Raw genomic sequence first — 21,568 nt, forward strand, 5'->3', positions numbered from 1 at the left:
GAGCGCCCAATGACTGCAAAGCTGGATACGCTTGCCCAACTGCTGGACGAACGCCTCGGCGACCGCATCGTCGCGCAGCGGCGTGCGCTCAACGAGCTGACCATCGAGGTCGGCGTCGACCGTTATCGCGAGGTGCTGCAGACCCTGCGCGACGATCCCGAACTCGCCTTCGACCAGTTGATCGACCTCTGTGGCGTCGATTACTCGACCTGGGGTGCGCGCGAGCAACGCGCGCGCCGCTTCGCCGTCGTCGTGCATCTGCTGTCTATCGACAGGAACTGGCGCTTGCGCGTTCGCTGCTTCGCCGAGGACGACGGCTTCCCGATGGTGCCGTCGCTGACGCCGCTGTGGACCTGTGCCGACTGGTTCGAGCGCGAAGCCTTCGACCTCTTCGGGATCGTCTTTCCGGGGCACGAGGATCTGCGCCGCATCCTCACCGACTACGGTTTCGTCGGCCATCCCTTCCGCAAGGATTTTCCGGTGTCGGGGCACGTCGAGATGCGCTACGACCCGACGCAACAGCGCGTCGTGTACCAGCCGGTCAGCATCGAGCCACGCGAGGTGATACCGCGCATCGTGCGCGAGGACAAGTACGGGAACCCGCGCCATGGCTGAACTGCGCAACTACACCCTCAACTTCGGTCCGCAGCACCCTGCTGCGCACGGCGTGCTGCGCCTCGTCCTCGAACTCGACGGCGAGGTGGTCGAGCGTGCCGACCCGCACATCGGCCTCCTGCACCGCGCCACCGAGAAGCTCGCCGAGCACCGCACCTGGCTGCAGTCGGTGCCGTACATGGACCGCCTCGACTACGTGTCGATGATGTGCAACGAGCACGCCTACTGCATGGCGATCGAGAAGCTGCTCGGCATCGAGCCGCCGCTGCGCGCGCTGTACATCCGCACGCTGTTCGACGAAGTCACGCGCATCCTCAATCACCTGCTGAACATCGGCACGCACGCGCTCGACGTCGGCGCGATGTCGATCATGCTGTACACCTTCCGCGAGCGTGAAGACCTGATCGATGCCTACGAGGCCGTCTCCGGCTCGCGCATGCACGCCGCGTACTACCGGCCGGGCGGTGTCTATCGCGACCTGCCGGACCGCATGCCGCAGTACCGCGAGTCGAAGTGGAAGGACCCGGCCACGGTCAAGGCCCTGAACGAGGCGCGCAGCGGCTCTCTGCTCGACTACCTCGACGACTTCTGCACGCGCTTTCCGAAGTACATCGACGAGTACGCCACCCTGCTCAACGAAAACCGCATCTGGAAGCAGCGCCTGGTCGGGATCGGCGTCGTCAGCGCCGAGCGCGCGCGTCAGCTCGGTTTCTCCGGCGTCATGCTGCGCGGCTCGGGCGTCGAGTGGGACCTGCGCAAGAAACAGCCGTACGCCGCCTACGATCGCGTCGACTTCGACGTGCCGGTCGGCGTCACCGGCGATTCTTACGACCGCTACCTCTGCCGCATGGAAGAGATGCGCCAGTCGACGCGCATCATGAAGCAGTGCATCGACTGGCTGCGCGTCAATCCCGGTCCGGTGATCACCGACAACGCCAAGGTGGCGCCGCCGTCGCGCGAGGCGATGAAGTCGAACATGGAAGAGCTGATCCACCACTTCAAGCTCTTCTCGGAAGGGATGCACGTGCCCGAGGGCGAAGCCTACGCCGCGGTCGAGCATCCGAAGGGCGAGTTCGGCATCTATCTGGTGTCGGACGGCGCCAACAAGCCTTATCGCATGAAGATCCGCGCGCCGGGCTTCGTGCACCTGGCAGCGATGGACGAGATGGCGCGCGGTCACATGATCGCCGACGTGGTCACGATCATCGGTTCGCAGGACATCGTTTTTGGCGAGATCGACCGCTGATGCTGACTCCAGAATCCCTTGCCCGTATCGATCGCGAGATTGCCAAGTACCCGGAAGGCCAGCGTCAGTCGGCGGTGATGTCCGCGCTGGCGATCGCCCAGGAGGAGAAGGGCTTCCTCGCGCACGAGACGATCGAGTATGTCGCCCACTACCTCGGCATGAAGCCGATCGCCGCGCTCGAAGTGGCGACCTTCTACAACATGTACGACCTGAAGCCGGTCGGACGGCACAAGCTCACGGTGTGCACCAACCTCCCGTGCATGCTGTCCGGCGGCGTGCATGCGCTCGAATACCTGCAGGAAAAGCTCGGCATCGGCCTCGATGAGACGACGCCCGACGGCAAGTACACGCTGAAGCAGGGAGAATGCATGGGCGCCTGCGGCGACGCGCCGGTGCTCCTCGTCAATAACCGGCGCATGTGCTGCAAGATGACGCCGGAGGCGATCGACGCAATGCTGGCGGAGCTCACCTGATGGCGATCCTCGGTTCGATCAATCCGATCCTCACCGCCGGCCTCGACGGCGACCGGACCTGGCGTCTGGCCGACTACGTCGCGCGCGGCGGTTATACGGCCCTGCGCCGGGTGCTCGGCGAGCGCATTCCGCCGAACGAGATCATTGCCGAAGTCAAGAAGTCGGTGCTGCGCGGTCGTGGTGGTGCGGGTTTCCCGACCGGCCTCAAGTGGTCGTTCATGCCGCGCACGCTGCCGGGCGACAAGTACCTCGTCTGCAACTCCGACGAGGGCGAGCCGGGCACCTTCAAGGACCGCGACCTGTTGCGCTACAACCCGCACGCGGTGATCGAGGGCATGGTGATCGCCGGCTACGCGATCGGCGCGACGCGCGGCTACAACTACATCCACGGCGAGATCTGGGAACTCTACCAGCGCTTCGAGGAAGCGATAGCCGAGGCGCGCGCCGCCGGGTTCGTCGGCCAGAACATCCTCGGCTCCGACCATTCGTTCGAGCTGTACGCGCACCACGGTTACGGTGCCTACATCTGCGGCGAGGAAACCGCGCTGCTCGAATCGATCGAGGGCAAGAAGGGCCAGCCGCGCTTCAAGCCGCCGTTCCCGGCGAGCTTCGGCCTCTACGGCCAGCCGACCACGATCAACAATACCGAGACCCTGGCGTCGGTTCCCTTCATCATGAACATGGGCGGCGACGCCTACCTCGCCGCGGGCAAGCCCGGCAACGGCGGTCCGAAGCTGTTCTCCGTGTCCGGCCACGTCAATCGTCCCGGCAACTACGAGCTGCCGATGGGAACGCCGTTCGCGACCCTGCTCGAGATGGCCGGCGGCGTGCGCGGCGGGCGCAAGCTGAAGGCGGTGATCCCCGGCGGCGTCTCGGCGCCGGTCGTTCCCGGTGACGTGATGATGGAGGCGACGCTCGACTACGACGGCGTTTCCAAGGCCGGCTCGATGCTCGGCTCGGGCGCGGTCATCGTCATGGACGAGACGACCTGCATGGTCAAGGCGCTCGAACGCCTCGCCTTCTTCTATCACGAGGAGTCCTGCGGGCAGTGCACGCCCTGCCGCGAGGGCACCGGATGGCTGTACAAGATCATCCATCGCATCGAAAATGGCCGGGGGCGGCCGGAGGATCTCGATCTCCTCGGCAGCCTGCCCGGCAACATCTCGGGACGGACGATCTGCGCCTTCGGCGACGCCGCGGCGGCGCCGGTGCAGAGCTTCCTCAAACATTTCCGCGACGAATTCGCGTATCACATCGAACACGGTCGCTGCCTCGTTCCGGTCGAGGTGCAGCGCGCCGGCAGCAGTTTCTTCACTGCGCCGGCTGAAGGTTGAGCCAGATGCCTGAAATCGAAATCGACGGTCAAGTGACGCAGTTCGCCGACGGCGCCAACATCATGGAGGTGGCCGAGCAGCTGGGCGTCTACATTCCGCACTTCTGTTACCACAAGAAGCTGTCGATCGCCGCCAGCTGCCGCGCCTGCCTGGTGCAGGTCGCCGGCGCCAACAAACCGGTGCCCGCCTGCGCGACGCCGGCGACCAACGGCATGAAGGTGTTCACGCACTCGCCGCTGGCGGCGCAGGCGCAGCAGGGGGTGATGGAATTCCTGCTGATCAACCACCCGCTCGACTGTCCGATCTGCGATCAGGGCGGCGAATGCCAGCTGCAGGACCTCGCGGTCGGCTACGGCAAGGGCGCCTCGCGCTTCCAGGAAGAGAAGCGCGTCGTCGTGCACAAGGATCCCGGCCCGTTGATCTCGATGCAGGAGATGAACCGCTGCATCCACTGCACACGCTGCGTCCGCTTCGGCCAGGAAATCGCCGGCATCATGGAACTGGGCATGGTCAACCGCAACATGCACGCGGAGATCACCACCTTCCTCGGGCGCAGCATCGATTCCGAGCTGTCCGGCAACATGATCGACCTTTGTCCGGTCGGCGCGCTGACTTCGAAGCCCTTCCGCTTCGCGGCGCGCAACTGGGAGCTGTCGCGGCTGCCGTCGATCAGCCCGCACGACAGCGTCGGCGCCAACCTTACCGTGCAGACGCTCGGACAGCGCGTCATGCGTGTGCTGCCGCGCGAGAACGAGGCGGTCAACGAGTGCTGGATCTCCGACCGCGATCGCTTCTCCTACGAAGGACTGAACAGCCCCGAACGGCTGACCCGGCCGCAGATCCGCATCGACGGAGAGCTGCGCGAGGTCGAGTGGAACGTCGCGCTCGACTACGTCGCGCACGGCCTGCGCGACATTCGTGACAACTTCGGCGCCGACGAAATCGCTGCGCTCGCCGCGCCCTGGTCGACGGTCGAGGAGCTGCACCTCCTGCAGAAGGTGGTGCGTGGGCTCGGCTCGGGCAACGTCGATTTCCGCCCGCGTCGCTCCGATTTCGCGACCAAGGGCGTTCCTGCCGGCGCGCGCTGGCTCGGCATGCGCATCGCCGAGTTGAACGAGCTCGACGCGGCGCTGGTCGTCGGCAGCTTCGTGCGCAAGGACGTGCCGCTGTTCACGCACCGCCTGCGTCAGGCGGCGACGCACAACTGGGGGCGCATCAGCCTGATTTCGCTCGGCGACGACGACCCGCTGATGGACCTGCACCAGCACGTCGTGGTGTCGCCCTCGCAACTGCCGATGGCGCTGGCGCGCGTGGTCAAGGCAGCGGCGCTGCAGTGCCGTGCGCCGATGCCGGCCGGTCTCGAAGCGGTCGTCCCGGACATCGAATCCGAAGAGATCGCGGCGAGCCTGCGCGTGCGCGGCAAGTGCATGATCTTCCTCGGCCGCGTCGCCGTGCAGCATCCGCACGCGGTGCAGCTGCACGTGCTCGCCCAGCAGCTGGCCGACATCACCGGCGCCCGCGTCGGTTTCATCGGCGACTCCGGCAACGGGGTCGGTGGCTACCTGTCCGGGGCGCTGCCGAGCGCGCGCAACGCGCGCACCATGTTCGCCGAGCCGCGTCGCGCCTATGTCCTGCTCAACGTCGAGCCCGAGCTCGACTGTCACAACGCGCAACTGGCGATGCAGGCGCTGCGCCAGGCCGAGCTGCGTGTCGTCCTCTCGCCCTTCGTCAGCGACACCATGCGCGAGTACGCCGACGTGCTGCTGCCGGTCGCACCTTTCACCGAAACTTCCGGGACCTTCGTCAATTGCGAGGGCAGGGTGCAGAGCTTCAAGGGGGTCGTGCGTCCGCTCGGCGAGTCGCGTCCGGCGTGGAAGGTCCTGCGCGTCCTCGGCAACCTGCTCGACCTGCCCGGTTTCGAGTTCACGTCGAGCGAGGAAGTGCGCGACGCGGTCCTGCCGCCGGCCTCGCTCAGGGACGGGCAGTTCGCGACGGGCCTCGACAACAGCATCAGGCTGCCGATCGACCCCACGGCGCTGGTTCCGGCGAAGGACGTCGGCGGCCGTGTTCTCGAACGCATCGCCGACGTGCCGATCTACTTCGCCGACCCGCTGGTGCGGCGTGCGCCGGCGCTGCAGAAGACGCGCGACGCCGAGCCGCCGAGCGCGCGCATGTCGGCGGCGACGCTGGCTGAAGCCGGGCTGGTCGCCGGTGCGCCGGTCCGCCTGCGGCAGGCGTCGGCGCACGGCGTCGGCGAAGCGGTGCTCACCGCGGTCATCGACGACGGCGTTCCGGCCGGTTGCGTCCGCGTGTCCACCGGGCATCCGGGCACCGCGGCGCTCGGTGACATGTTCGGTCCGATCAGCGTGGAGGCCGCATGATGGAAGCCTTCCAGCAGTTTCTCGGTGAGTTCCTCGGCGAGTCTGGTGCGCTCGCCGTGTGGACACTCCTGAAGATCGTCGCGGTGGTCCTGCCGCTCCTGGGTGCGGTCGCCTACCTCACCTACGCCGAGCGCAAGATCATTGGCTTCATGCAGGTGCGTGTCGGTCCGCAGCGGGTCGGTTTCAAGGGCCTGCTGCAGCCGATTGCCGACGCGCTGAAGCTGATGTTCAAGGAAATCATCATCCCTACCGGCGCCGACAAGACGCTGTTCCTGCTGGCGCCGGTGCTGTCGATGATCCCGGCGCTGGCAGCGTGGGCGGTGGTGCCGTTCAACGACACGCTGGTGATCGCCGACGTCGACGCGAGCCTGCTCTTCGTCCTCGCGCTCAGCTCCTTCGGGGTTTACGGGATCATCCTCGCCGGCTGGGCATCGAACTCGAAGTACGCGCTGCTCGGTGCGATGCGCTCGGCAGCGCAGCTCATCTCCTACGAAATCGCGATGGGGATGGCGCTGATCACCGTGCTGATGGTGTCGAACAGCCTCAACCTGGGCGCGATCGTCGGCGCACAGGGGCAGGGGATGTTCGTCGACCTCGGCGCCGGCTTCCTGTCTTGGAACTGGCTGCCGCTCTTGCCGATGTTCGTCGTCTATGTGGTCTCCGGCGTCGCCGAGACCAACCGCGCGCCCTTCGACATGGCCGAAGGCGAGGCCGAGATCGTCGCCGGTTTCCACGTCGAGTACTCGGGGATGGCCTTCGCCATCTTCTTCCTCGCCGAATACGCGAACATGATCCTGGTCTCGGCGCTGACGGCCTTGCTGTTCCTCGGCGGCTGGCTGTCGCCGGTCGGCTTCCTGCCCGACAGCATCTTCTGGCTGTTCGCCAAGATTGCGGCGCTGCTCTTCTTCTTCCTCTGGATTCGCGCCACCTTCCCCCGCTACCGCTACGACCAGGTCATGCGTCTCGGCTGGAAGGTGTTCATTCCTCTGTGCTTCGTCTGGATCGTCGTCGTCGGCTGCTGGATGATGTCGCCCCTGAACATCTGGAAATGAGAGGCCGGCCATGGGATCGATGAAGGATTTGCTCAACAGCTTCCTGCTCAAGGAACTGTTCAAGGGGCTGGCGGTAACCGCGCGCTATTTCGCGGGGCGCAAGATCACGGTCTTCTACCCCGAGGAGAAGACGCCGCAGAGTTTCCGCTTCCGCGGGCTGCACGCGCTGCGCCGCTATCCGAACGGCGAGGAGCGCTGCATCGCGTGCAAGCTGTGCGAGGCCGTGTGCCCGGCACTGGCGATCACCATCGAGGCCGAGCCGCGCGACGACGGTTCGCGCCGCACCAGCCGCTACGACATCGACCTGACCAAGTGCATCTTCTGCGGTTTCTGCGAGGAAGCGTGTCCGGTCGATGCGATCGTCGAGACGCGCGTCTTCGAGTATCACGGCGAACAGCGCGGCGACCTCTACTACACCAAGCAGATGCTCCTGGCCAACGGCGACCGCTACGAAGCGCAGATCGCCGCTGACCGCGAGAGCGACGCGAAATATCGCTGACGGGCGGCCGTGATGGAATTCAAGAGCTTCGTCTTCTACCTCTTCTCGCTGCTGGCGGTATTCGGCGCGCTACGCGTGGTCACCGCGCGCAACCCCGTGCATGCCGTGCTCTTCCTGGTGCTCGCCTTCGTCTCCGCCGCCGGCATCTGGATGCTGCTCGAAGCGGAGTTCCTGGCGATCACGCTGGTACTCGTCTATGTCGGTGCGGTGATGGTGCTGTTCCTTTTCGTCGTGATGATGCTCGACATCAACATCGACCGCCTGCGCGAGGGCTTCTGGAGCTACCTGCCGCTCGGTGCGACGGTTGGCGCGCTGATGGTGCTGGAGATGGGCGTCATCCTCGCCGGTTCCTACCTCGGCCTGTTCGAGCACGCGATCGGCGCCGGCAGCGGCGAATCGAACGTCAAGGCGGTCGGTCGCCTGATCTACACCGACTACGTCTATCCGTTCGAGCTCGCCTCGATCATCCTGCTCGTCGGCATCATCGCCGCCATCGCGCTGACCGGGCGCAAGCCCAAGGCGGGCAACAAGGCGATCGACCCGGCGCAGCAGGTGCGGGTCAAGGCCAGCGACCGCCTGCGTATCGTCAGCATGCCGATCGAGAAACAAGAATGAAGTGCACCGGAATGAAGCCTGCCGCCAGGCCCCTTTCCGCGTCGCTGCAACGCCAGGAAGAACAGGAGATGCCTTGCTGACACTGTCGCATTATCTGATCCTTGCCGCGATCCTCTTCGCCATCGGCATCGTCGGGATTTTCCTCAACCGGAAAAACCTGATCGTGCTGCTCATGTCGATCGAGCTGGTCCTGCTCGCGGTCAATACCAACTTCGTCGCCTTCTCGCGCTTCATGAACGACGTCGATGGGCAGGTGTTCGTCTTCTTCATCCTCGTCGTCGCAGCGGCCGAGGTCGCCATCGGCCTGGCCATCCTGGTCGTCCTCTTCCGCAACCTGAGGACCGTCCATGTCGATGACCTCGACCAACTGAAGGGCTGAGCGCATGGATCTCAAAAGCCTGACGCTCCTCGCCGCGCTGGCGCCGCTCGCCGGCGCCGCCGTTGCCGGCCTCTTTTGCCGCGTCATCCCGCGTGCGCTCGCGCACAGTGCGACGATCGCCGGCGTCGCCGTCTCCTTCCTCGCCTCGCTGCTGGTCTTCCAGCAGGTCAGGGAAGGCGCGCGTTTCAACGGTCCGGTCTATGAATGGCTGACCAGCGGCGACTACAGCTTCGCGGTCGGCTTCCTGGTCGATCCCCTGACTGCGTCGATGATGCTGGTCGTCACCTTCGTCTCGCTGATGGTGCATATCTACACCATCGGTTACATGCGCGACGACCCCGGCTACAACCGCTTCTTCAGCTACATCTCGCTGTTCACCTTCTCGATGCTGATGCTGGTGACCGCCAACAACTTCATGCAGCTGTTCTTCGGCTGGGAAGCGGTCGGCCTCGTCTCCTACCTGCTGATCGGCTTCTGGTACACGCGGCCGACGGCGATCTTCGCCAACCTGAAGGCCTTCCTGGTCAACCGCGTCGGCGATTTCGGCTTCATCCTCGGCATCGCGCTGGTGCTCGGCGCCTGCGGCACGCTCGACTACGCGGACGTCTTCGCCAAGGCGCCCGAACTCGTCGGCCGGACGATCTCGCTGTTCGGCGTGAACGCCGAGGGCGTCGCGCTGCTCTCAGCCATCTGCATCCTGCTCTTCGTCGGCGCCATGGGCAAGTCGGCGCAGGTGCCGCTGCACGTCTGGCTGCCCGACTCGATGGAAGGCCCGACGCCGATCTCGGCGCTGATCCACGCGGCGACGATGGTCACCGCCGGCATCTTCATGGTCGCGCGCATGTCGCCCCTGTTCGAGTTGTCGGAGACGGCGCTGTCCTTCGTCATCGTCATCGGCGCCATCACCGCGCTGTTCATGGGCTTCCTCGGCATCATCCAGAACGACATCAAGCGCGTCGTCGCCTACTCGACGCTGTCGCAGCTCGGCTACATGACCGTCGCGCTGGGCGCCTCCGCCTACTCGGCGGCCATCTTCCACCTGATGACGCACGCCTTCTTCAAGGCGCTGCTCTTCCTTGGCGCCGGCTCGGTGATCCTGGCCATGCACCACGAGCAGGACATCCGCAAGATGGGCGGGCTCGCGCGCTACCTGCCGATCACCTGGATCACCTCGCTGATCGGTTCGCTGGCACTGATCGGCACGCCGCTGTTCTCCGGCTTCTACTCGAAGGACTCGATCATCGAGGCGGTCGCCGCGTCGAACATCCCGGGTTCAGGCTTCGCCTACGCGGCGGTGCTGGCCGGCGTCTTCGTCACCGCCTTCTACTCGTTCCGCATGTACTTCCTGGTCTTCCATGGCCAGGAGCGCTTCGGCCAGGAGGACGCCCACGCCCATGCGCACCACGACGAGCACGGGCACGACGAGCACCACGGCCTCGCGCCCGGCGAGAAGCCGCACGAGAGCCCGCTGGTGGTGACCCTGCCGCTCATTCTGCTGGCGATCCCCTCGCTCCTGATCGGTTACTTCACGATCGAGCCGATGCTCTTCGGTGACTGGTTCGCCGACGCGATCTTCGTCGACCTCGACGCGCACCCGGCAATGCGCGAACTCGCGCACGAGTTCCACGGTGCGGCGGCGATGGCGGTGCACGGATTGAGCACGGCACCTTTCTGGCTGGCCACCGCCGGCGTCGTCCTCGCCTGGTTCCTCTACATCAAGCGTCCCGAGCTGCCGGCCGTGTTCAAGGCGCGCCTCGAACCGCTCTACGTGCTGCTGGAGAACAAGTACTACTTCGACCGCTTCAACGAGGTGGTCCTCGCCGGCGGTTCCCGCCTGCTCGGTCGCGGCCTGTGGCAGGGCGGTGACGTGCGCACCATCGACGGCTTGGTCAATGGCGCGGCCAGACTGGTCGGTTGGGGCGCTTCGCTGCTGCGCTTCTTCCAGACCGGACGCATCTACCAGTACGCTTTCACGATGATCTTCGGACTGCTCCTCCTCCTGAGCCTGATGCTCTGGGTCGGACGCGCCTGATCCGGAACGGGAATACCATGTCAGAGGCTCCGCTGCTTTCTCTCGCCATCTGGATACCGATCCTCGCCGGCTTCGCCGTGCTCGCGACCGGTGGCGACCGTAACGCGCCGCTCGCGCGCATGCTCGCGCTCGCCGGTGCGCTGGTCGGCTTCGCGGTGACCCTGCCGCTCTATGCCGGCTTCGACCCGACGACGCCGGCGATGCAGTTCGTCGAACAGCACACCTGGATCGCACGTTTCAACATCCACTACCTGCTCGGCGTCGACGGCATCTCGATGCTGTTCGTGATCCTCAACAGCTTCATCACGGTGATCGTCGTCCTCGCCGGCTGGCAGGTGATCGACAACAAGGTCGCGCAGTACAACGCCGCCTTCCTGATCATGTCGGGGCTGTTGAACGGGATCTTCTCGGCGCTCGACGGCGTCCTCTTTTACGTCTTCTTCGAAGCCTCGCTGATCCCGCTCTACCTGATCATCGGTATCTGGGGCGGTGCCAACCGCATCTACGCGGCCTTCAAGTTCTTCCTGTTCACGCTGGCCGGTTCGCTGCTGCTCTTGATCGCGATCCTCTACCTGTTCTTCAGCTCCGGCGGCAGCTTCGCGATCCTCGACTGGCACCAGGTGCCGCTCGACGCTCAGGAGCAGTTCTGGATCTTCCTCGCCTTCCTCGTGGCTTTCGCGGTGAAGATTCCGATGTGGCCGGTGCACACCTGGCTGCCCGACGCGCACGTCGAGGCACCGACCGGTGGCTCGATCGTCCTGGCGGCGATCGCGCTGAAGCTCGGTGCCTACGGTCTGGTGCGCTTCTCGCTGCCGATCACCCCCGATGCCGCGCACGAGTTGACCTGGCTGATCGTCGCCATGTCGCTGATCGCGATCGTCTACATCGGCTTCGTCGCGCTGGTGCAGGAGGACATGAAGAAGCTGGTCGCTTACTCGTCGATCGCGCACATGGGCTTCGTCACCCTTGGTTTCTTCGTCTTCTCGGCGATCGGCATCGAGGGCGCGCTGGTGCAGATGATCTCGCACGGCTTCGTCTCGGGCGCCATGTTCTTCTGCATCGGCGTCATGTACGACCGCGTGCACTCGCGCCGCATCGCCGACTACGGCGGCGTGGTGAACACCATGCCGAAGTTCGCCGCCTTCTTCATGCTCTTCGCGATGGCCAACGCGGGCCTCCCGGCGACCTCGGGCTTTGTCGGCGAGTTCATGGTCATCCTCGCCGCGGTGCAGTCGAACTTCTGGGTCGGCTTCGCCGCCGCGACCACCCTGATCCTCGGCGCCGCCTATACGCTGTGGATGGTCAAGCGCGTCATCTTCGGTGCCGTGGCCAACCACCACGTCGCCGCGCTTACCGACGTCAATGCCCGCGAGTTCGCGATCCTCGCGCTGCTCGCCGTGACCGTGCTGGGCATGGGCCTTTATCCTCAGCCATTCACCGAAGTGATGCACAGCTCGGTCAATGAACTCGTTCGCCACATCGCCGTCAGCAAGATCCAGTAAGGACGCAGCCGCGCCATGACCCTCGCCGAAATGCAATTCATCCTCCCCGACCTGCGTCCTGCGGCCGCGGAGCTGTTCGTCCTGGCGATGAGCTGCGTGATCCTGTTCGTCGACATCGTCGTCAAGGATACGCGGCGCACCGCGCTGTTCGCGCTGACCCAGCTCACCCTGCTCGGCGCTGCCTTCGTCACCTGGTCCGGCCTCTCGGGCGAGGTCAGCTACACCTTCAGCAACACCTACGTCCATGACCTCCTGAGCGACGTGCTGAAGCTGATGCTCTACCTGACGGTGATGGTGGTCCTCGTCTATGCGCGCCCGTACGTGATCGCGCGGCCCTTGCTCGGTCGCGGCGAGTTCTACTCGCTGACGCTGTTCGCGACCCTCGGCATGATGGTGATGATCTCGGCCAATCACTTCCTCACCATCTACCTCGGCCTCGAACTGCTGTCGCTGTCGCTCTACGCGATGGTCGCGCTCGACCGCGATTCGCCCAAGGCCGCCGAGGCGGCGATGAAGTACCTGGTGCTCGGCGCGCTCGCTTCGGGGCTGCTGCTCTACGGCATGTCGATGATCTACGGCGCGGTCGGCTCGCTCGAGATCGGCGAGGTCGCCGAGCGCATCAACGCCGGCGTCGCCAACCACACCATCCTAGTCTTCGGCCTGGTCTTCCTCATCGCCGGCCTCGCCTTCAAGCTCGGCCTCGTCCCCTTCCACATGTGGATCCCCGACGTCTATCACGGTGCGCCGACGCCGGTCGCGCTGCTGATCGGCAGCGCGCCGAAGCTCGCTGCGTTCGCGATCGTCATCCGCATGCTCGGCAACGGGCTGATCGTCCTCTCGCACGACTGGCAACTGATGCTGATGCTGATGGCCGTGCTCTCGATCGCGATCGGCAACATCGCCGCGATCGCGCAGCACAATCTGAAGCGCATGCTGGCCTATTCGGCGATCTCGCACATGGGCTTCATGGTGCTGGCGCTCGCCTGCGGCGTCGTCGAGGGCGACCCGCGTTACGCGCTCAACGCCTACAGCTCGGCGATGTTCTACGTCGTCGTCTACGTGCTGTCGACGGCCGGCACCTTCGGCATGATCCTGCTGCTCGCGCGCTCGGGTTTCGAGGCCGACAGCCTCGAAGACTACAAGGGCCTGAACAAGCGCAACCCGTGGTACGCGGCGATCCTGATGATGCTGATGTTCTCGATGGCGGGCATCCCGTTCTTCGTCGGCTTCTTCGCCAAGTTCTCGGTGCTGCAGTCGGTGGTCGCCGCCGGCTACCTGTGGCTGGCGATCTTCGCTGTTCTCATGTCGCTGATCGGTGCCTTCTACTACCTGCGCGTCGTCAAGCTCATGTACTTCGACGCGCCGACCGACGATACGCCGATCCACACGCCCTTCGAGGTGAAGGCACTGATCTCGGTCAACGGTCTCGCCGTCGCCGTGCTCGGGATCTTCCCCGACCTCCTGATGTGGTTCTGCCTGCTGGCGATCCGCCTCTCGCTGGCGGTGCTCGGCTGAGTTTTCCCTGAGCGAGGCCGCGCGCATGGCGACACAGGATTTAACTCGCGATTCGTTGCACGAGGAGACTCTGGCCGGCGAGCAGGTCTTCCGCGGTCGCCTGCTCGACGTGCGCCGTGACCGCGTGCGCCTGCCCGACGGTTCGGAGTCAACCCGCGAATACGTGGTCCATCCCGGCGCCGTGGTGGTGGTCGCCGAGGTTGACGGCGGGCTGCTCTTCGAGCGCCAGTTCCGCTACCCCTTGCGTCGCGCCTTCATCGAACTTCCCGCCGGCAAGATCGACCCCGGCGAGGACATCCTCGTCACCGCGCAGCGCGAGCTGCTCGAGGAAACCGGCCACGTCGCCGACGACTGGCAACGCGTCGGTGTCATGCATCCGTGCATCGGCTACTCCGACGAGCGCATCGAGATCTTCTTCGCGCGCGGCGTGCGCAAGGTGGGCGAGCCGCAGTTCGACCACGGCGAGTTCCTCGAATTGCTGACCCTGCCGCTCGACGCGGCGCTGGCCGCGGTCGATCGTGGCGAGATCACCGACGCCAAGACCATCGCCGCGCTGTTCCACGCCGACCGCCGCTTGCGCGCCTGAACCCGTCTGCCGTGCTGCTGGCGTCCGCAGCAAGGGCGTCGCTGCAGGGGCGGCAGCTTACTCCGACCGAAGGCCCATGTCCGCTTACGAAACCCTGAAAACCGGCCTGCAAGCCGCGCCCAAGACCTGGCTCGTCACCGGCGTCGCCGGCTTCATCGGCAGCAACCTGCTCGAAACCCTGCTCAGGCTCGACCAGCGCGTCGTCGGCCTCGACAATTTTGCGACCGGCCACCAGCGCAACCTCGACGAGGTGGAGCGCCTGGTGAGCGCCGAGCAATGGGCGCGCTTCCGTTTCATCGAGGGCGATATCCGCAGCCTGGCGGACTGCCGTGCGGCAATGTGCTGGCAGCCGCGCTCGCCGGAGGAAGGCGAGGGCTTGGCGCAGCGCGTCGATTACGTGCTGCACCAGGCGGCGCTCGGCTCGGTGCCGCGCAGCCTGGACGACCCGATCACCAGCAACGCGGCCAACATCGACGGCTTCGTGAACATGCTGGTCGCCGCACGCGATGCGGGTGTGGCGAGCTTCACCTACGCGGCGAGCAGTTCGACCTACGGCGATCATCCGGGACTGCCGAAGGTCGAGGACGTGATCGGCAAGCCCCTGTCGCCGTACGCGGTCACCAAGTACGTGAACGAACTGTACGCCGACGTCTTCGCGCGCTGCTATGGATTCACGACCATCGGCCTGCGCTACTTCAACGTCTTCGGCCCGCGCCAGGACCCGAACGGCGCCTACGCGGCGGTGATCCCGAAATGGACCGCGGCGATGATCAGGGGCGAAGAAGTGTTCATCAACGGCGACGGCGAGACGAGCCGCGACTTCTGCTTCGTCGATAACGCCGTGCAGGCCAACCTGCTCGCCGCGACGACGACCGATGCGGCGGCGCGCAACCAGGTCTACAACGTCGCCGTCGGCGGGCGTACGGGCCTCACGCAGCTGTTCGCCTACCTCAAGCAGGCGCTCGCCGATAACGGCGTCCGCTACGACAGGGAGGCGGTCCACCGCGACTTCCGCGCCGGCGACGTGCGCCATTCGCAGGCCGACATCGGCAAGGCCGGGCGCCTGCTCGGCTACGCGCCGCGCTTCGACATCGAAGCCGGAATCCGCAGCGCGATGCCCTGGTACATCCGCTTCCTCGGCTGAGGTTCAAGCGCACTTCTCCCTGTCAAGGACGCCATGAAATCGACCATCCTCGTCACCGGCGGTGGCGGCTACATCGGCTCGCACACCTGCGTCGAATTGCTCGCTGCCGGCTTCGACCTCGTCGTCATCGACAACTTCTGCAACAGCAAGCCGGCGGTGCTCGAGCGGATCGAGGCGATCAGCGGCCGCAAGCTCGCCTGCCATCGTGCCGACATCCGCGACCGCGCGGCGTTGCGCGCCATCTTCGCCGCGCACCCGATCGACGCGGTGATCCATTTCGCCGGCCTGAAGGCGGTCGGTGAGTCGGTCGCGCAGCCGCTGCGCTACTACGACAACAACGTCTCCGGCAGCGTCGCGCTGTTCGAGGTGATGGCCGAAGCGGGCGTGAAGACGCTGGTTTTCTCCTCGTCGGCGACCGTCTATGGTGACCCGCATGCGGTGCCGATCCGCGAGGACTTCCCGCTGTCGGCGACCAATGCCTACGGCCGCTCGAAGCTGATGATCGAGGAGATCCTGCGCGACACCGCGCGCTCGGACGACGCCTGGCGCATCGCGCTCTTGCGCTACTTCAACCCGGTCGGCGCGCACGCGTCGGGACTGATCGGCGAGGACCCGAACGGGATCCCCAACAACCTGATGCCTTACATCAGCCAGGTCGCGGTCGGCCAGCGCGAAGAGCTTTCCGTGTTCGGTGGCGATTACCCGACCGTCGACGGTACCGGCGTGCGTGACTACATCCACGTCGTCGACCTCGCGCGCGGCCACCTCGCGGCCCTCAACGCGCTGGCGAAGAATCCCGGTGTGCTCACCGTGAACCTCGGGACGGGGCAGGGCTACAGCGTGCTGCAGGTGGTCGAGGCCTTCGCGCGCGCCAGCGCTCGCCCGGTTCCCTACCGCATCGTCGACCGGCGTCCCGGCGACATCGCCGCGTGCTACGCCGATCCGACGCTGGCGCGCGAACTGCTCGGCTGGCAGGCCGAGCGCGGTCTCGACGCGATGTGCGCCGACGCCTGGCGCTGGCAGCAGTGGGCGGCCGCGAACCTGGCGTGAGCTCGTCGCGGGCCTGAAACACCGCGAAACAACTGGGCGCACAACTCCAACAGCCGGCATGGCCGGCTTTCGGCAGAATGGGCTTCGCCATCCTTCCGGAGACTCGCCCAATGAATCCTCCTGCCCTGCCACTGCTCAATGCGATCGGGAATTTTCTGTCCACCTCGCGCGACTACCTGGGCGTCGACTGCCAGATTCGCCTGAGCTGGCCACGCCGCGCCACGGCCGGCGCCTGCTGAGCACGTCCCTCCCCGGGCAGGGCACGAGCCCGGGCGCCTGCTCGTTCCCGTAGTCAGCGCCGCAACTCACTCGTGCCTGAGGGCGACGATCGGGTCGAGTTGCGCGGCGCGCCTGGCCGGGACGAAGCCGAAGATCACGCCGATCGCCGCCGAGAAGCCGAAGGCGAGCAGGTTGATCCCCGGGTTGAAGAGGAAGGGCATCCCCAGCAGCGAGGAGAGACCGAAGCAGGCGACGAAGGCGAGGACCATGCCGACCAGCCCGCCGAAGGCCGAGAGCACCACGGCCTCGATCAGGAACTGCAGCAGCACTTCGTGTTCGAGCGCGCCGATCGCCAGGCGAATGCCGATCTCGCGCGTGCGCTCGGTGACCGATACCAGCATGATGTTCATGATGCCGATGCCGCCGACCAGGAGGCTCACCGCGGCGACGGCGCCGAGCAGGCCCGTCATCGTGCGGATCGTCCCGGAGAGCGTCTCGGCGATCTGCTTGGTGTCCATCACCGTGAAGTTGTCAGCCTCGTTCTCGGCGAGCTTGCGCCGCTCGCGCAAGAGCGAGCGGATCTGCGCCATCACCGCCGCCGGCTCGGCGTTGTCCTTGAGCGAGATCAGCGCCGTCGGCACGTCCGGGTTGCCGGTCAGCCGGCGCTGTACGGTCGCCAGCGGCATCAGCACGATGTCGTCCTGGTCCATCCCCATCGCGCCCTGGCCCTTTGCAGCGAGCAGGCCGACGACCTGACAGCTGAATGTCTTGACGCGGATCTCGTCGCCGAGCGGGTTGCGGCTGCCGAACAGCTCCCGCCTCACGGTCGCGCCGATGATGCAGACGGCCTTGCCGGCACGCTCCTCGTCGTCCTGGAACTCGCGACCGGCGCCGATCTTCCAGTTGCCCGCGAACAGGTAGTCGTTGGTCGTCCCGTTGATCGTCGCCGACCAGTTGTTGTTGCCGGCAACCAGCGTCGCCGAACTGCCGGCGACCGGTGCCACCACCTCCAGACCGTTAACCTGCGTGCGGATGGCCTCGAGGTCGGACTTCTTGAAGTTGGGCGAGCCGGCGGTATCGCGTCCCGGTCCCATCCTCTGTCCCGGACGCAGCACGAGGAGGTTGCTGCCGAGGCTGGAGATCTGGTCGGAGACCATCTGCGTCGCGCCGTTGCCGAGCGTGACCATGGTGATGACCGCGGCGACGCCGATGACGATGCCGAGCACGGTCAGGAAGGAGCGCAGGAGGTTGCGCCGGATCTCGCGCAGCGCGAGCAGGAGCGCGTTGATCAGCATGTCGGTCCCTCCTGCCGGCTGACCCCGGCGGGACGCTGCGCGCGTGATTCGTCGATGTCGACCAGCCCGTCTACGAAATGCACGCAGCGGCTGGCATAGGCCGCCATGTCGGCCTCGTGGGTGACCATGACCACGGTGATCCCCTGTTCGCGGTTGAGCTGCACCAGCAGGTCCATGATCTCGTGCCCGCGCCGGCTGTCAAGGTTGCCGGTCGGCTCGTCCGCAAGCAGCACCAGCGGGCGGGTGACGATGGCGCGCGCGATCGCGACGCGCTGCTGCTGGCCGCCGGAAAGCTCGGCCGGCGTGTGCGACTCCCAGCCGGCGAGCCCGACCTGAGCCAGCGCCGCGCGCGCCGCCGCGTGCCGCGCCGCCGCTTCCTCGCCGCGGTAGAGCAGCGGCAACTCGACGTTCTCCTGCGCCGAGGTGCGCGCCAGCAGGTTGAAGCCCTGGAAGACGAAGCCCAGGCTGTGGCGACGCAGGAGCGCGCGCTGGTTGCGCTGCAGCTTCTCGACGTGGATGCCGCGGAAGAGGTATTCGCCGGTGGTCGGCGTGTCGAGGCAGCCGACGATGTTCATCACCGTCGACTTGCCCGACCCGGAAGGCCCCATCACGGCGACGAACTCGCCGGCGGCGATCGAGAGGTCGATGCCGCGCAGCGCCTGGAAGGCAGCCGGCCCCTGGCCATAGGTCTTGGTGATGCCGCGCAGCTCGATCAGTGCGTCGCTCGCCGCCGGCGCGTTCATCGCTTCGCTTCCTGATAGTCGGTGATCACCGCCATGCCGGCCTTCAGTTCGCCGCCGAGCACCTCGGTCAGGCGACCGTTGCTGACCCCGATGCTGACCGGGACGGCCTGCGGCTCGCTTTCCGGCTTTTCGCCGAGGACCCAGACCTGCGCCGCGCCCGGCGCGGCGCTCACGGTCACGCGCTTCTGCTCCGAAGGCGGGCGTGGCAGCAGGCTGCCGACGAAACTGCCGCCGCCCTGCTTCGGCGCGCTCGCCTGTGGCGGCGTGAAGCGCAGCGCCGCGTTCGGCACCAGCAGCACGCTCTCGCGCTCGGCAGTGACGATCGACGCGGTCGCGGTCATTCCGGGACGCAGCGCGAAATCGTCGTTGGCGACGTCGAGCACGGTCTTGTAGGTGACGACGTTGTCGCTGATCGTCGAACCGATGCCGACGCGCTTGATGCTCGCCGGGAATTTCCTGCCCGGCCAGGCGGCAACGGTGAAGGTCGCGGCCTGGCCGAGCTGCACGTGGCCGACGTCGGCCTCGTCGACCTTGACCTGCAACTCCATGCGCGAGAGGTCCTCGGCGAGCGTGAACAGCACCGGGATGGTCATCGCCGCGACCACGGTCTGTCCCGGTTCGACCTTGCGCGTGAGCACGACGCCGTCGACCGGCGAGCGGATCGTCGCCTTGGCGAGGTTGGTTTCGTCGGTCTTCAGCGCCGCCTGGGCCTGCACCACCGACGCGCGTGCGCTCGCTTCGTTGGCCTGCGCGCGTTGCAGCGCCGCCTCGGCGGTTTCCAGCTCGGTTTTGGCCGGCACCTTGCCGCCGGAAAGCTCGGCCACCTGGCGCATCCGCGACAGCGAGGCCTTCGCCTCGGCGACGGTCGCCTGCGCCTGCGCGACCGCGGCCTGTGCCGAAGCCAGTGACGCCTGCGACTTGGTGACCGCGTCCTTGAGCTTGGCCGTGTCGAGTTGGGCGAGCAGCTGACCCTTCGTCACCTTGTCGTTTTCCTGGACGAGGACGCTGGCGAGCATCCCCGACATCTCGCTGCCGACATCGACCGCCTTGGTCGGCTGCAGGGTGCCACTCGCCGAGACCGTCACCACTAGCTTGCCGACCGTCGCTTCCTCGGTGATGTACTGGCCGCTGCCGTTCTTGTTGCCCGAGGCGAAGATCCAGAAGAGCGCGAGCAGCACGAGCACGCCCGCGCCGACCGCCAGCCAGAGCTTCCTGCCGGTGAGCAAGCCTTGGGGTGCCGATTCAAGGATGGCGACGAGCTCGTCGCGCGATTTTTCGGGCGTGTCGGTCATGATGCGTTCTGCGCGGTGGGTTGTGCGGGGGAGGTTGCGCCGGCGTCCGGGCGCTGCGCGGCGAGGGCCCAGCCGCCGCCGAGCGCCTTGTACAGCGCGATCAGCTGCAGGCGCATGCCGGCTTCGGCGCTCGCCAGATTGTCTTCGGTGGACAGGCGCGTGCGCTCGGTCTCCAGCACCTTCTGGAAGTCGGCGAGCCCTGACTGGTACATCTGCCGCGCCAGTTGCGCGGCGTTGCGCGCGGCGACGGCGGCGGCGCGCCGTGCATCGACCCGGTCGCGCCCGGCGGCGTAGGCCTTCAGGGCATTCTCGACCTCTTCGAGCGCGCCGAGGACGCTGCTGCGGTAGCTGATCAGCGCCTGCTCCTGGACCGCGCTCTGCACCTCGACCGCGGTGCGCAGGCGGCCGCCATCGAACAGGGTCGCCGCCAGCGTCGCGCTGGCGCCACGGGCGAGGGTGTCGGCACCGCCGAGCGCCGCGAAGCTGTATGCCTGCCAGCCGAACGAGCCACCGAGCTTGAGGCTCGGAAAGCGCTGCGCCAGTTTCTGCCCGACGCGCGCGGTCTCGGCGGCGAGCTTGCGCTCGGCGGCGATCAGGTCGGGCCGCTGGCGCATGACGTCGGCGGGGATCCCCGTGGCGACCGAATCCGGCAACTCGGGTAGCGGCGCCGGCGCGGCGAGCCGCTCGCGCAGCGTTCCGGGATTGAGACCGAGCAGCACGGCGAGGCGGTTCCCGGCGTTGGCGATGCCGACCTCGAGGTCGGGGAGCGAGGCACGCGTCTGTTCGCGGCTGGTGCGCGCCTGCTCGACGTCGCTGGCCGCGGCGAGCCCGGCCTGGTAGCGCCAGTCGGTGATCTGCAGCGTCTCGCTCTGGCTCGCCAGGTTGTCGATCGCGATCTGCAGCCGGCGCTGGTACGAGCGCAGTTCGACGTAGTTGCGCGCGACTTCGGCGACGAGCGAGACGCGCGCCTGGTCGAGGGACGCGGCGCTCGCCTCCTGCTCGGCAGTCGCCGCTTCGAGCGCGCGCCGGGAGCCTCCGAAGATGTCGATTTCCCAGCTCGCGTCGAAGCCGGCGTCGTAGACGGTCGGCGTCGCCAGACTGTTCATTGCCGGCGAGTTGTCGCTGGCGCCGGTCGAGGCCGAAAGGGTCGGGAAGAAGCCACCGATCGCCTGTTCGCGCAGGGCGCGTGCCTGGCGCAGGCGCGCCTGCGCCAGCTGCAGGTCGAGGCTTCCCTGCAGTGCTTCGTCGATCAGCGCATCGAGTTGCGCGTCGCCGAACTGGCGCCACCAGTCGGACAAATGGGCGCTCGCGCTGCCGGCCGCCGGGGCGTTGGCCCAGCGCTCGGGGAGCTGCAGGGTGGGCGAGCGGAAGTCCGGGCCGAGCGACGGCAGCTGCGTGCAACCCGACAGGGAGGCAGCGCAAATTATCAGCAGGCCTGAGACAGCTCTGTTCATCTATTCTCCGATGCCGGCAAGGTAACCCTTCATCCTACCGCGAAAACCGCCGGTAAACACGCGCGCGGCATCCGCCTTTCTTCGGGAGGCCGGCAGACGTCGCAGCAGGGACGGTCCTGGCGCGCCCCGCATACAGGAAGAT

Annotated in this window: 20 protein-coding genes; 16 read left to right on the plus strand and 4 right to left on the minus strand. The window is 66.6% G+C overall.

From position 1 onward, the window contains the following. Window positions 1-9 precede the first annotated feature (9 nt). The 16 genes from CCR84_RS03875 to CCR84_RS16680 all read left to right on the plus strand — a co-directional run bounded on the left by CCR84_RS03875 (window position 10) and on the right by CCR84_RS16680 (window position 16,662). On the plus strand, window positions 10-615 hold the full coding sequence (locus CCR84_RS03875; RefSeq protein WP_201209845.1) for an NADH-quinone oxidoreductase subunit C: 606 nt from the start codon (window positions 10-12) through the stop codon (window positions 613-615). Further along, window positions 608-1,861 carry an NADH-quinone oxidoreductase subunit D gene (locus tag CCR84_RS03880; protein WP_201209846.1) on the plus strand — a complete coding sequence of 418 codons (1,254 nt, stop codon included), beginning with the start codon at window positions 608-610 and terminating at the stop codon, window positions 1,859-1,861. The genes CCR84_RS03875 and CCR84_RS03880 overlap by 8 nt, the downstream gene beginning before the upstream one ends. After that, complete coding sequence (gene nuoE / locus CCR84_RS03885; protein ID WP_201209847.1) at window positions 1,861-2,334, plus strand: NADH-quinone oxidoreductase subunit NuoE; 474 nt, start codon at window positions 1,861-1,863, stop codon at window positions 2,332-2,334. The genes CCR84_RS03880 and nuoE overlap by 1 nt, the downstream gene beginning before the upstream one ends. Then, window positions 2,334-3,668: an NADH-quinone oxidoreductase subunit NuoF gene (gene nuoF, locus CCR84_RS03890; RefSeq protein ID WP_207186201.1), complete on the plus strand. Its 1,335-nt coding sequence runs from the start codon at window positions 2,334-2,336 to the stop codon at window positions 3,666-3,668. Before nuoE ends, nuoF begins: the two co-directional genes overlap by 1 nt. Before the next feature lie 5 nt (window positions 3,669-3,673). Further along, a complete protein-coding gene (nuoG, locus tag CCR84_RS03895; protein ID WP_201209848.1) occupies window positions 3,674-6,049 on the plus strand; it encodes an NADH-quinone oxidoreductase subunit NuoG in 2,376 nt (791 codons plus the stop codon). Beyond that, window positions 6,049-7,101, plus strand: coding sequence for an NADH-quinone oxidoreductase subunit NuoH (gene nuoH, locus CCR84_RS03900; RefSeq protein ID WP_201209895.1), 1,053 nt, complete (start codon window positions 6,049-6,051; stop codon window positions 7,099-7,101). Before nuoG ends, nuoH begins: the two co-directional genes overlap by 1 nt. Before the next feature lie 10 nt (window positions 7,102-7,111). Beyond that, window positions 7,112-7,600, plus strand: coding sequence for an NADH-quinone oxidoreductase subunit NuoI (nuoI, locus tag CCR84_RS03905; protein ID WP_201209850.1), 489 nt, complete (start codon window positions 7,112-7,114; stop codon window positions 7,598-7,600). 12 nt (window positions 7,601-7,612) lie between these two features. Then, window positions 7,613-8,215, plus strand: coding sequence for an NADH-quinone oxidoreductase subunit J (locus tag CCR84_RS03910; protein ID WP_201209852.1), 603 nt, complete (start codon window positions 7,613-7,615; stop codon window positions 8,213-8,215). Window positions 8,216-8,288: 73 nt separating this feature from the next. Next, a complete protein-coding gene (gene nuoK / locus CCR84_RS03915; protein WP_201209854.1) occupies window positions 8,289-8,594 on the plus strand; it encodes an NADH-quinone oxidoreductase subunit NuoK in 306 nt (101 codons plus the stop codon). Window positions 8,595-8,598: 4 nt separating this feature from the next. Next, on the plus strand, window positions 8,599-10,626 hold the full coding sequence (nuoL, locus tag CCR84_RS03920; RefSeq protein ID WP_201209855.1) for an NADH-quinone oxidoreductase subunit L: 2,028 nt from the start codon (window positions 8,599-8,601) through the stop codon (window positions 10,624-10,626). A gap of 17 nt (window positions 10,627-10,643) precedes the next feature. Beyond that, window positions 10,644-12,128 carry an NADH-quinone oxidoreductase subunit M gene (locus CCR84_RS03925; protein ID WP_201209857.1) on the plus strand — a complete coding sequence of 495 codons (1,485 nt, stop codon included), beginning with the start codon at window positions 10,644-10,646 and terminating at the stop codon, window positions 12,126-12,128. 30 nt (window positions 12,129-12,158) lie between these two features. Beyond that, complete coding sequence (gene nuoN, locus CCR84_RS03930) at window positions 12,159-13,643, plus strand: NADH-quinone oxidoreductase subunit NuoN (protein WP_201209897.1); 1,485 nt, start codon at window positions 12,159-12,161, stop codon at window positions 13,641-13,643. 25 nt (window positions 13,644-13,668) lie between these two features. Continuing rightward, on the plus strand, window positions 13,669-14,229 hold the full coding sequence (locus tag CCR84_RS03935) for an NUDIX domain-containing protein (RefSeq protein ID WP_201209859.1): 561 nt from the start codon (window positions 13,669-13,671) through the stop codon (window positions 14,227-14,229). Between the two features lie 76 nt (window positions 14,230-14,305). Continuing rightward, window positions 14,306-15,373 (plus strand): NAD-dependent epimerase/dehydratase family protein, encoded by a 1,068-nt coding sequence (locus tag CCR84_RS03940; protein ID WP_201209861.1) that lies wholly within the window; start codon window positions 14,306-14,308, stop codon window positions 15,371-15,373. Window positions 15,374-15,406: 33 nt separating this feature from the next. Further along, window positions 15,407-16,423 (plus strand): UDP-glucose 4-epimerase GalE, encoded by a 1,017-nt coding sequence (gene galE, locus CCR84_RS03945; RefSeq protein ID WP_201209863.1) that lies wholly within the window; start codon window positions 15,407-15,409, stop codon window positions 16,421-16,423. A gap of 110 nt (window positions 16,424-16,533) precedes the next feature. After that, complete coding sequence (locus CCR84_RS16680) at window positions 16,534-16,662, plus strand: hypothetical protein (RefSeq protein ID WP_274610776.1); 129 nt, start codon at window positions 16,534-16,536, stop codon at window positions 16,660-16,662. Between the two features lie 66 nt (window positions 16,663-16,728). Here the strand turns inward: CCR84_RS16680 and CCR84_RS03950 are convergent, their stop codons facing one another. From CCR84_RS03950 to CCR84_RS03965, 4 genes are read right to left on the minus strand one after another with little or no spacing between them, the layout of a single operon-like run. Continuing rightward, window positions 16,729-17,937: an ABC transporter permease gene (locus tag CCR84_RS03950; protein WP_201209865.1), complete on the minus strand. Its 1,209-nt coding sequence runs from the start codon at window positions 17,935-17,937 to the stop codon at window positions 16,729-16,731. Next, a complete protein-coding gene (locus CCR84_RS03955; protein WP_201209867.1) occupies window positions 17,931-18,680 on the minus strand; it encodes an ABC transporter ATP-binding protein in 750 nt (249 codons plus the stop codon). The genes CCR84_RS03950 and CCR84_RS03955 overlap by 7 nt, the downstream gene beginning before the upstream one ends. After that, entirely contained in the window at window positions 18,677-19,972 is a 1,296-nt protein-coding gene (locus CCR84_RS03960) for an efflux RND transporter periplasmic adaptor subunit (protein ID WP_201209868.1), read from the minus strand. Before CCR84_RS03960 ends, CCR84_RS03955 begins: the two co-directional genes overlap by 4 nt. Further along, a complete protein-coding gene (locus CCR84_RS03965) occupies window positions 19,969-21,426 on the minus strand; it encodes an efflux transporter outer membrane subunit (protein WP_201209869.1) in 1,458 nt (485 codons plus the stop codon). The genes CCR84_RS03960 and CCR84_RS03965 overlap by 4 nt, the downstream gene beginning before the upstream one ends. Window positions 21,427-21,568: the final 142 nt, after the last annotated feature.

It is taken from the genome of Rhodocyclus purpureus (genome assembly GCF_016653115.1).
GTDB classification, from domain to species: Bacteria; Pseudomonadota; Gammaproteobacteria; order Burkholderiales; family Rhodocyclaceae; genus Rhodocyclus; species Rhodocyclus purpureus.

What these genes read in the sequence shown, in the direction of transcription:
- CCR84_RS03960 (WP_201209868.1), bottom strand. Translation starts at nt 19,972, where the DNA reads ATGACCGACACGCCCGAAAAATCGCGCGACGAGCTCGTCGCCATCCTT.
- CCR84_RS03950 (WP_201209865.1), bottom strand. Translation starts at nt 17,937, where the DNA reads ATGCTGATCAACGCGCTCCTGCTCGCGCTGCGCGAGATCCGGCGCAAC.
- CCR84_RS03965 (WP_201209869.1), bottom strand. Translation starts at nt 21,426, where the DNA reads ATGAACAGAGCTGTCTCAGGCCTGCTGATAATTTGCGCTGCCTCCCTG.
- nuoH (WP_201209895.1), top strand. Translation starts at nt 6,049, where the DNA reads ATGGAAGCCTTCCAGCAGTTTCTCGGTGAGTTCCTCGGCGAGTCTGGT.
- galE (WP_201209863.1), top strand. Translation starts at nt 15,407, where the DNA reads ATGAAATCGACCATCCTCGTCACCGGCGGTGGCGGCTACATCGGCTCG.
- CCR84_RS16680 (WP_274610776.1), top strand. Translation starts at nt 16,534, where the DNA reads ATGAATCCTCCTGCCCTGCCACTGCTCAATGCGATCGGGAATTTTCTG.
- nuoG (WP_201209848.1), top strand. Translation starts at nt 3,674, where the DNA reads ATGCCTGAAATCGAAATCGACGGTCAAGTGACGCAGTTCGCCGACGGC.
- CCR84_RS03925 (WP_201209857.1), top strand. Translation starts at nt 10,644, where the DNA reads ATGTCAGAGGCTCCGCTGCTTTCTCTCGCCATCTGGATACCGATCCTC.
- CCR84_RS03935 (WP_201209859.1), top strand. Translation starts at nt 13,669, where the DNA reads ATGGCGACACAGGATTTAACTCGCGATTCGTTGCACGAGGAGACTCTG.
- nuoN (WP_201209897.1), top strand. Translation starts at nt 12,159, where the DNA reads ATGCAATTCATCCTCCCCGACCTGCGTCCTGCGGCCGCGGAGCTGTTC.
- nuoI (WP_201209850.1), top strand. Translation starts at nt 7,112, where the DNA reads ATGGGATCGATGAAGGATTTGCTCAACAGCTTCCTGCTCAAGGAACTG.
- nuoE (WP_201209847.1), top strand. Translation starts at nt 1,861, where the DNA reads ATGCTGACTCCAGAATCCCTTGCCCGTATCGATCGCGAGATTGCCAAG.
- CCR84_RS03875 (WP_201209845.1), top strand. Translation starts at nt 10, where the DNA reads ATGACTGCAAAGCTGGATACGCTTGCCCAACTGCTGGACGAACGCCTC.
- CCR84_RS03940 (WP_201209861.1), top strand. Translation starts at nt 14,306, where the DNA reads ATGTCCGCTTACGAAACCCTGAAAACCGGCCTGCAAGCCGCGCCCAAG.
- nuoL (WP_201209855.1), top strand. Translation starts at nt 8,599, where the DNA reads ATGGATCTCAAAAGCCTGACGCTCCTCGCCGCGCTGGCGCCGCTCGCC.
- CCR84_RS03955 (WP_201209867.1), bottom strand. Translation starts at nt 18,680, where the DNA reads ATGAACGCGCCGGCGGCGAGCGACGCACTGATCGAGCTGCGCGGCATC.
- CCR84_RS03910 (WP_201209852.1), top strand. Translation starts at nt 7,613, where the DNA reads ATGGAATTCAAGAGCTTCGTCTTCTACCTCTTCTCGCTGCTGGCGGTA.
- nuoF (WP_207186201.1), top strand. Translation starts at nt 2,334, where the DNA reads ATGGCGATCCTCGGTTCGATCAATCCGATCCTCACCGCCGGCCTCGAC.
- CCR84_RS03880 (WP_201209846.1), top strand. Translation starts at nt 608, where the DNA reads ATGGCTGAACTGCGCAACTACACCCTCAACTTCGGTCCGCAGCACCCT.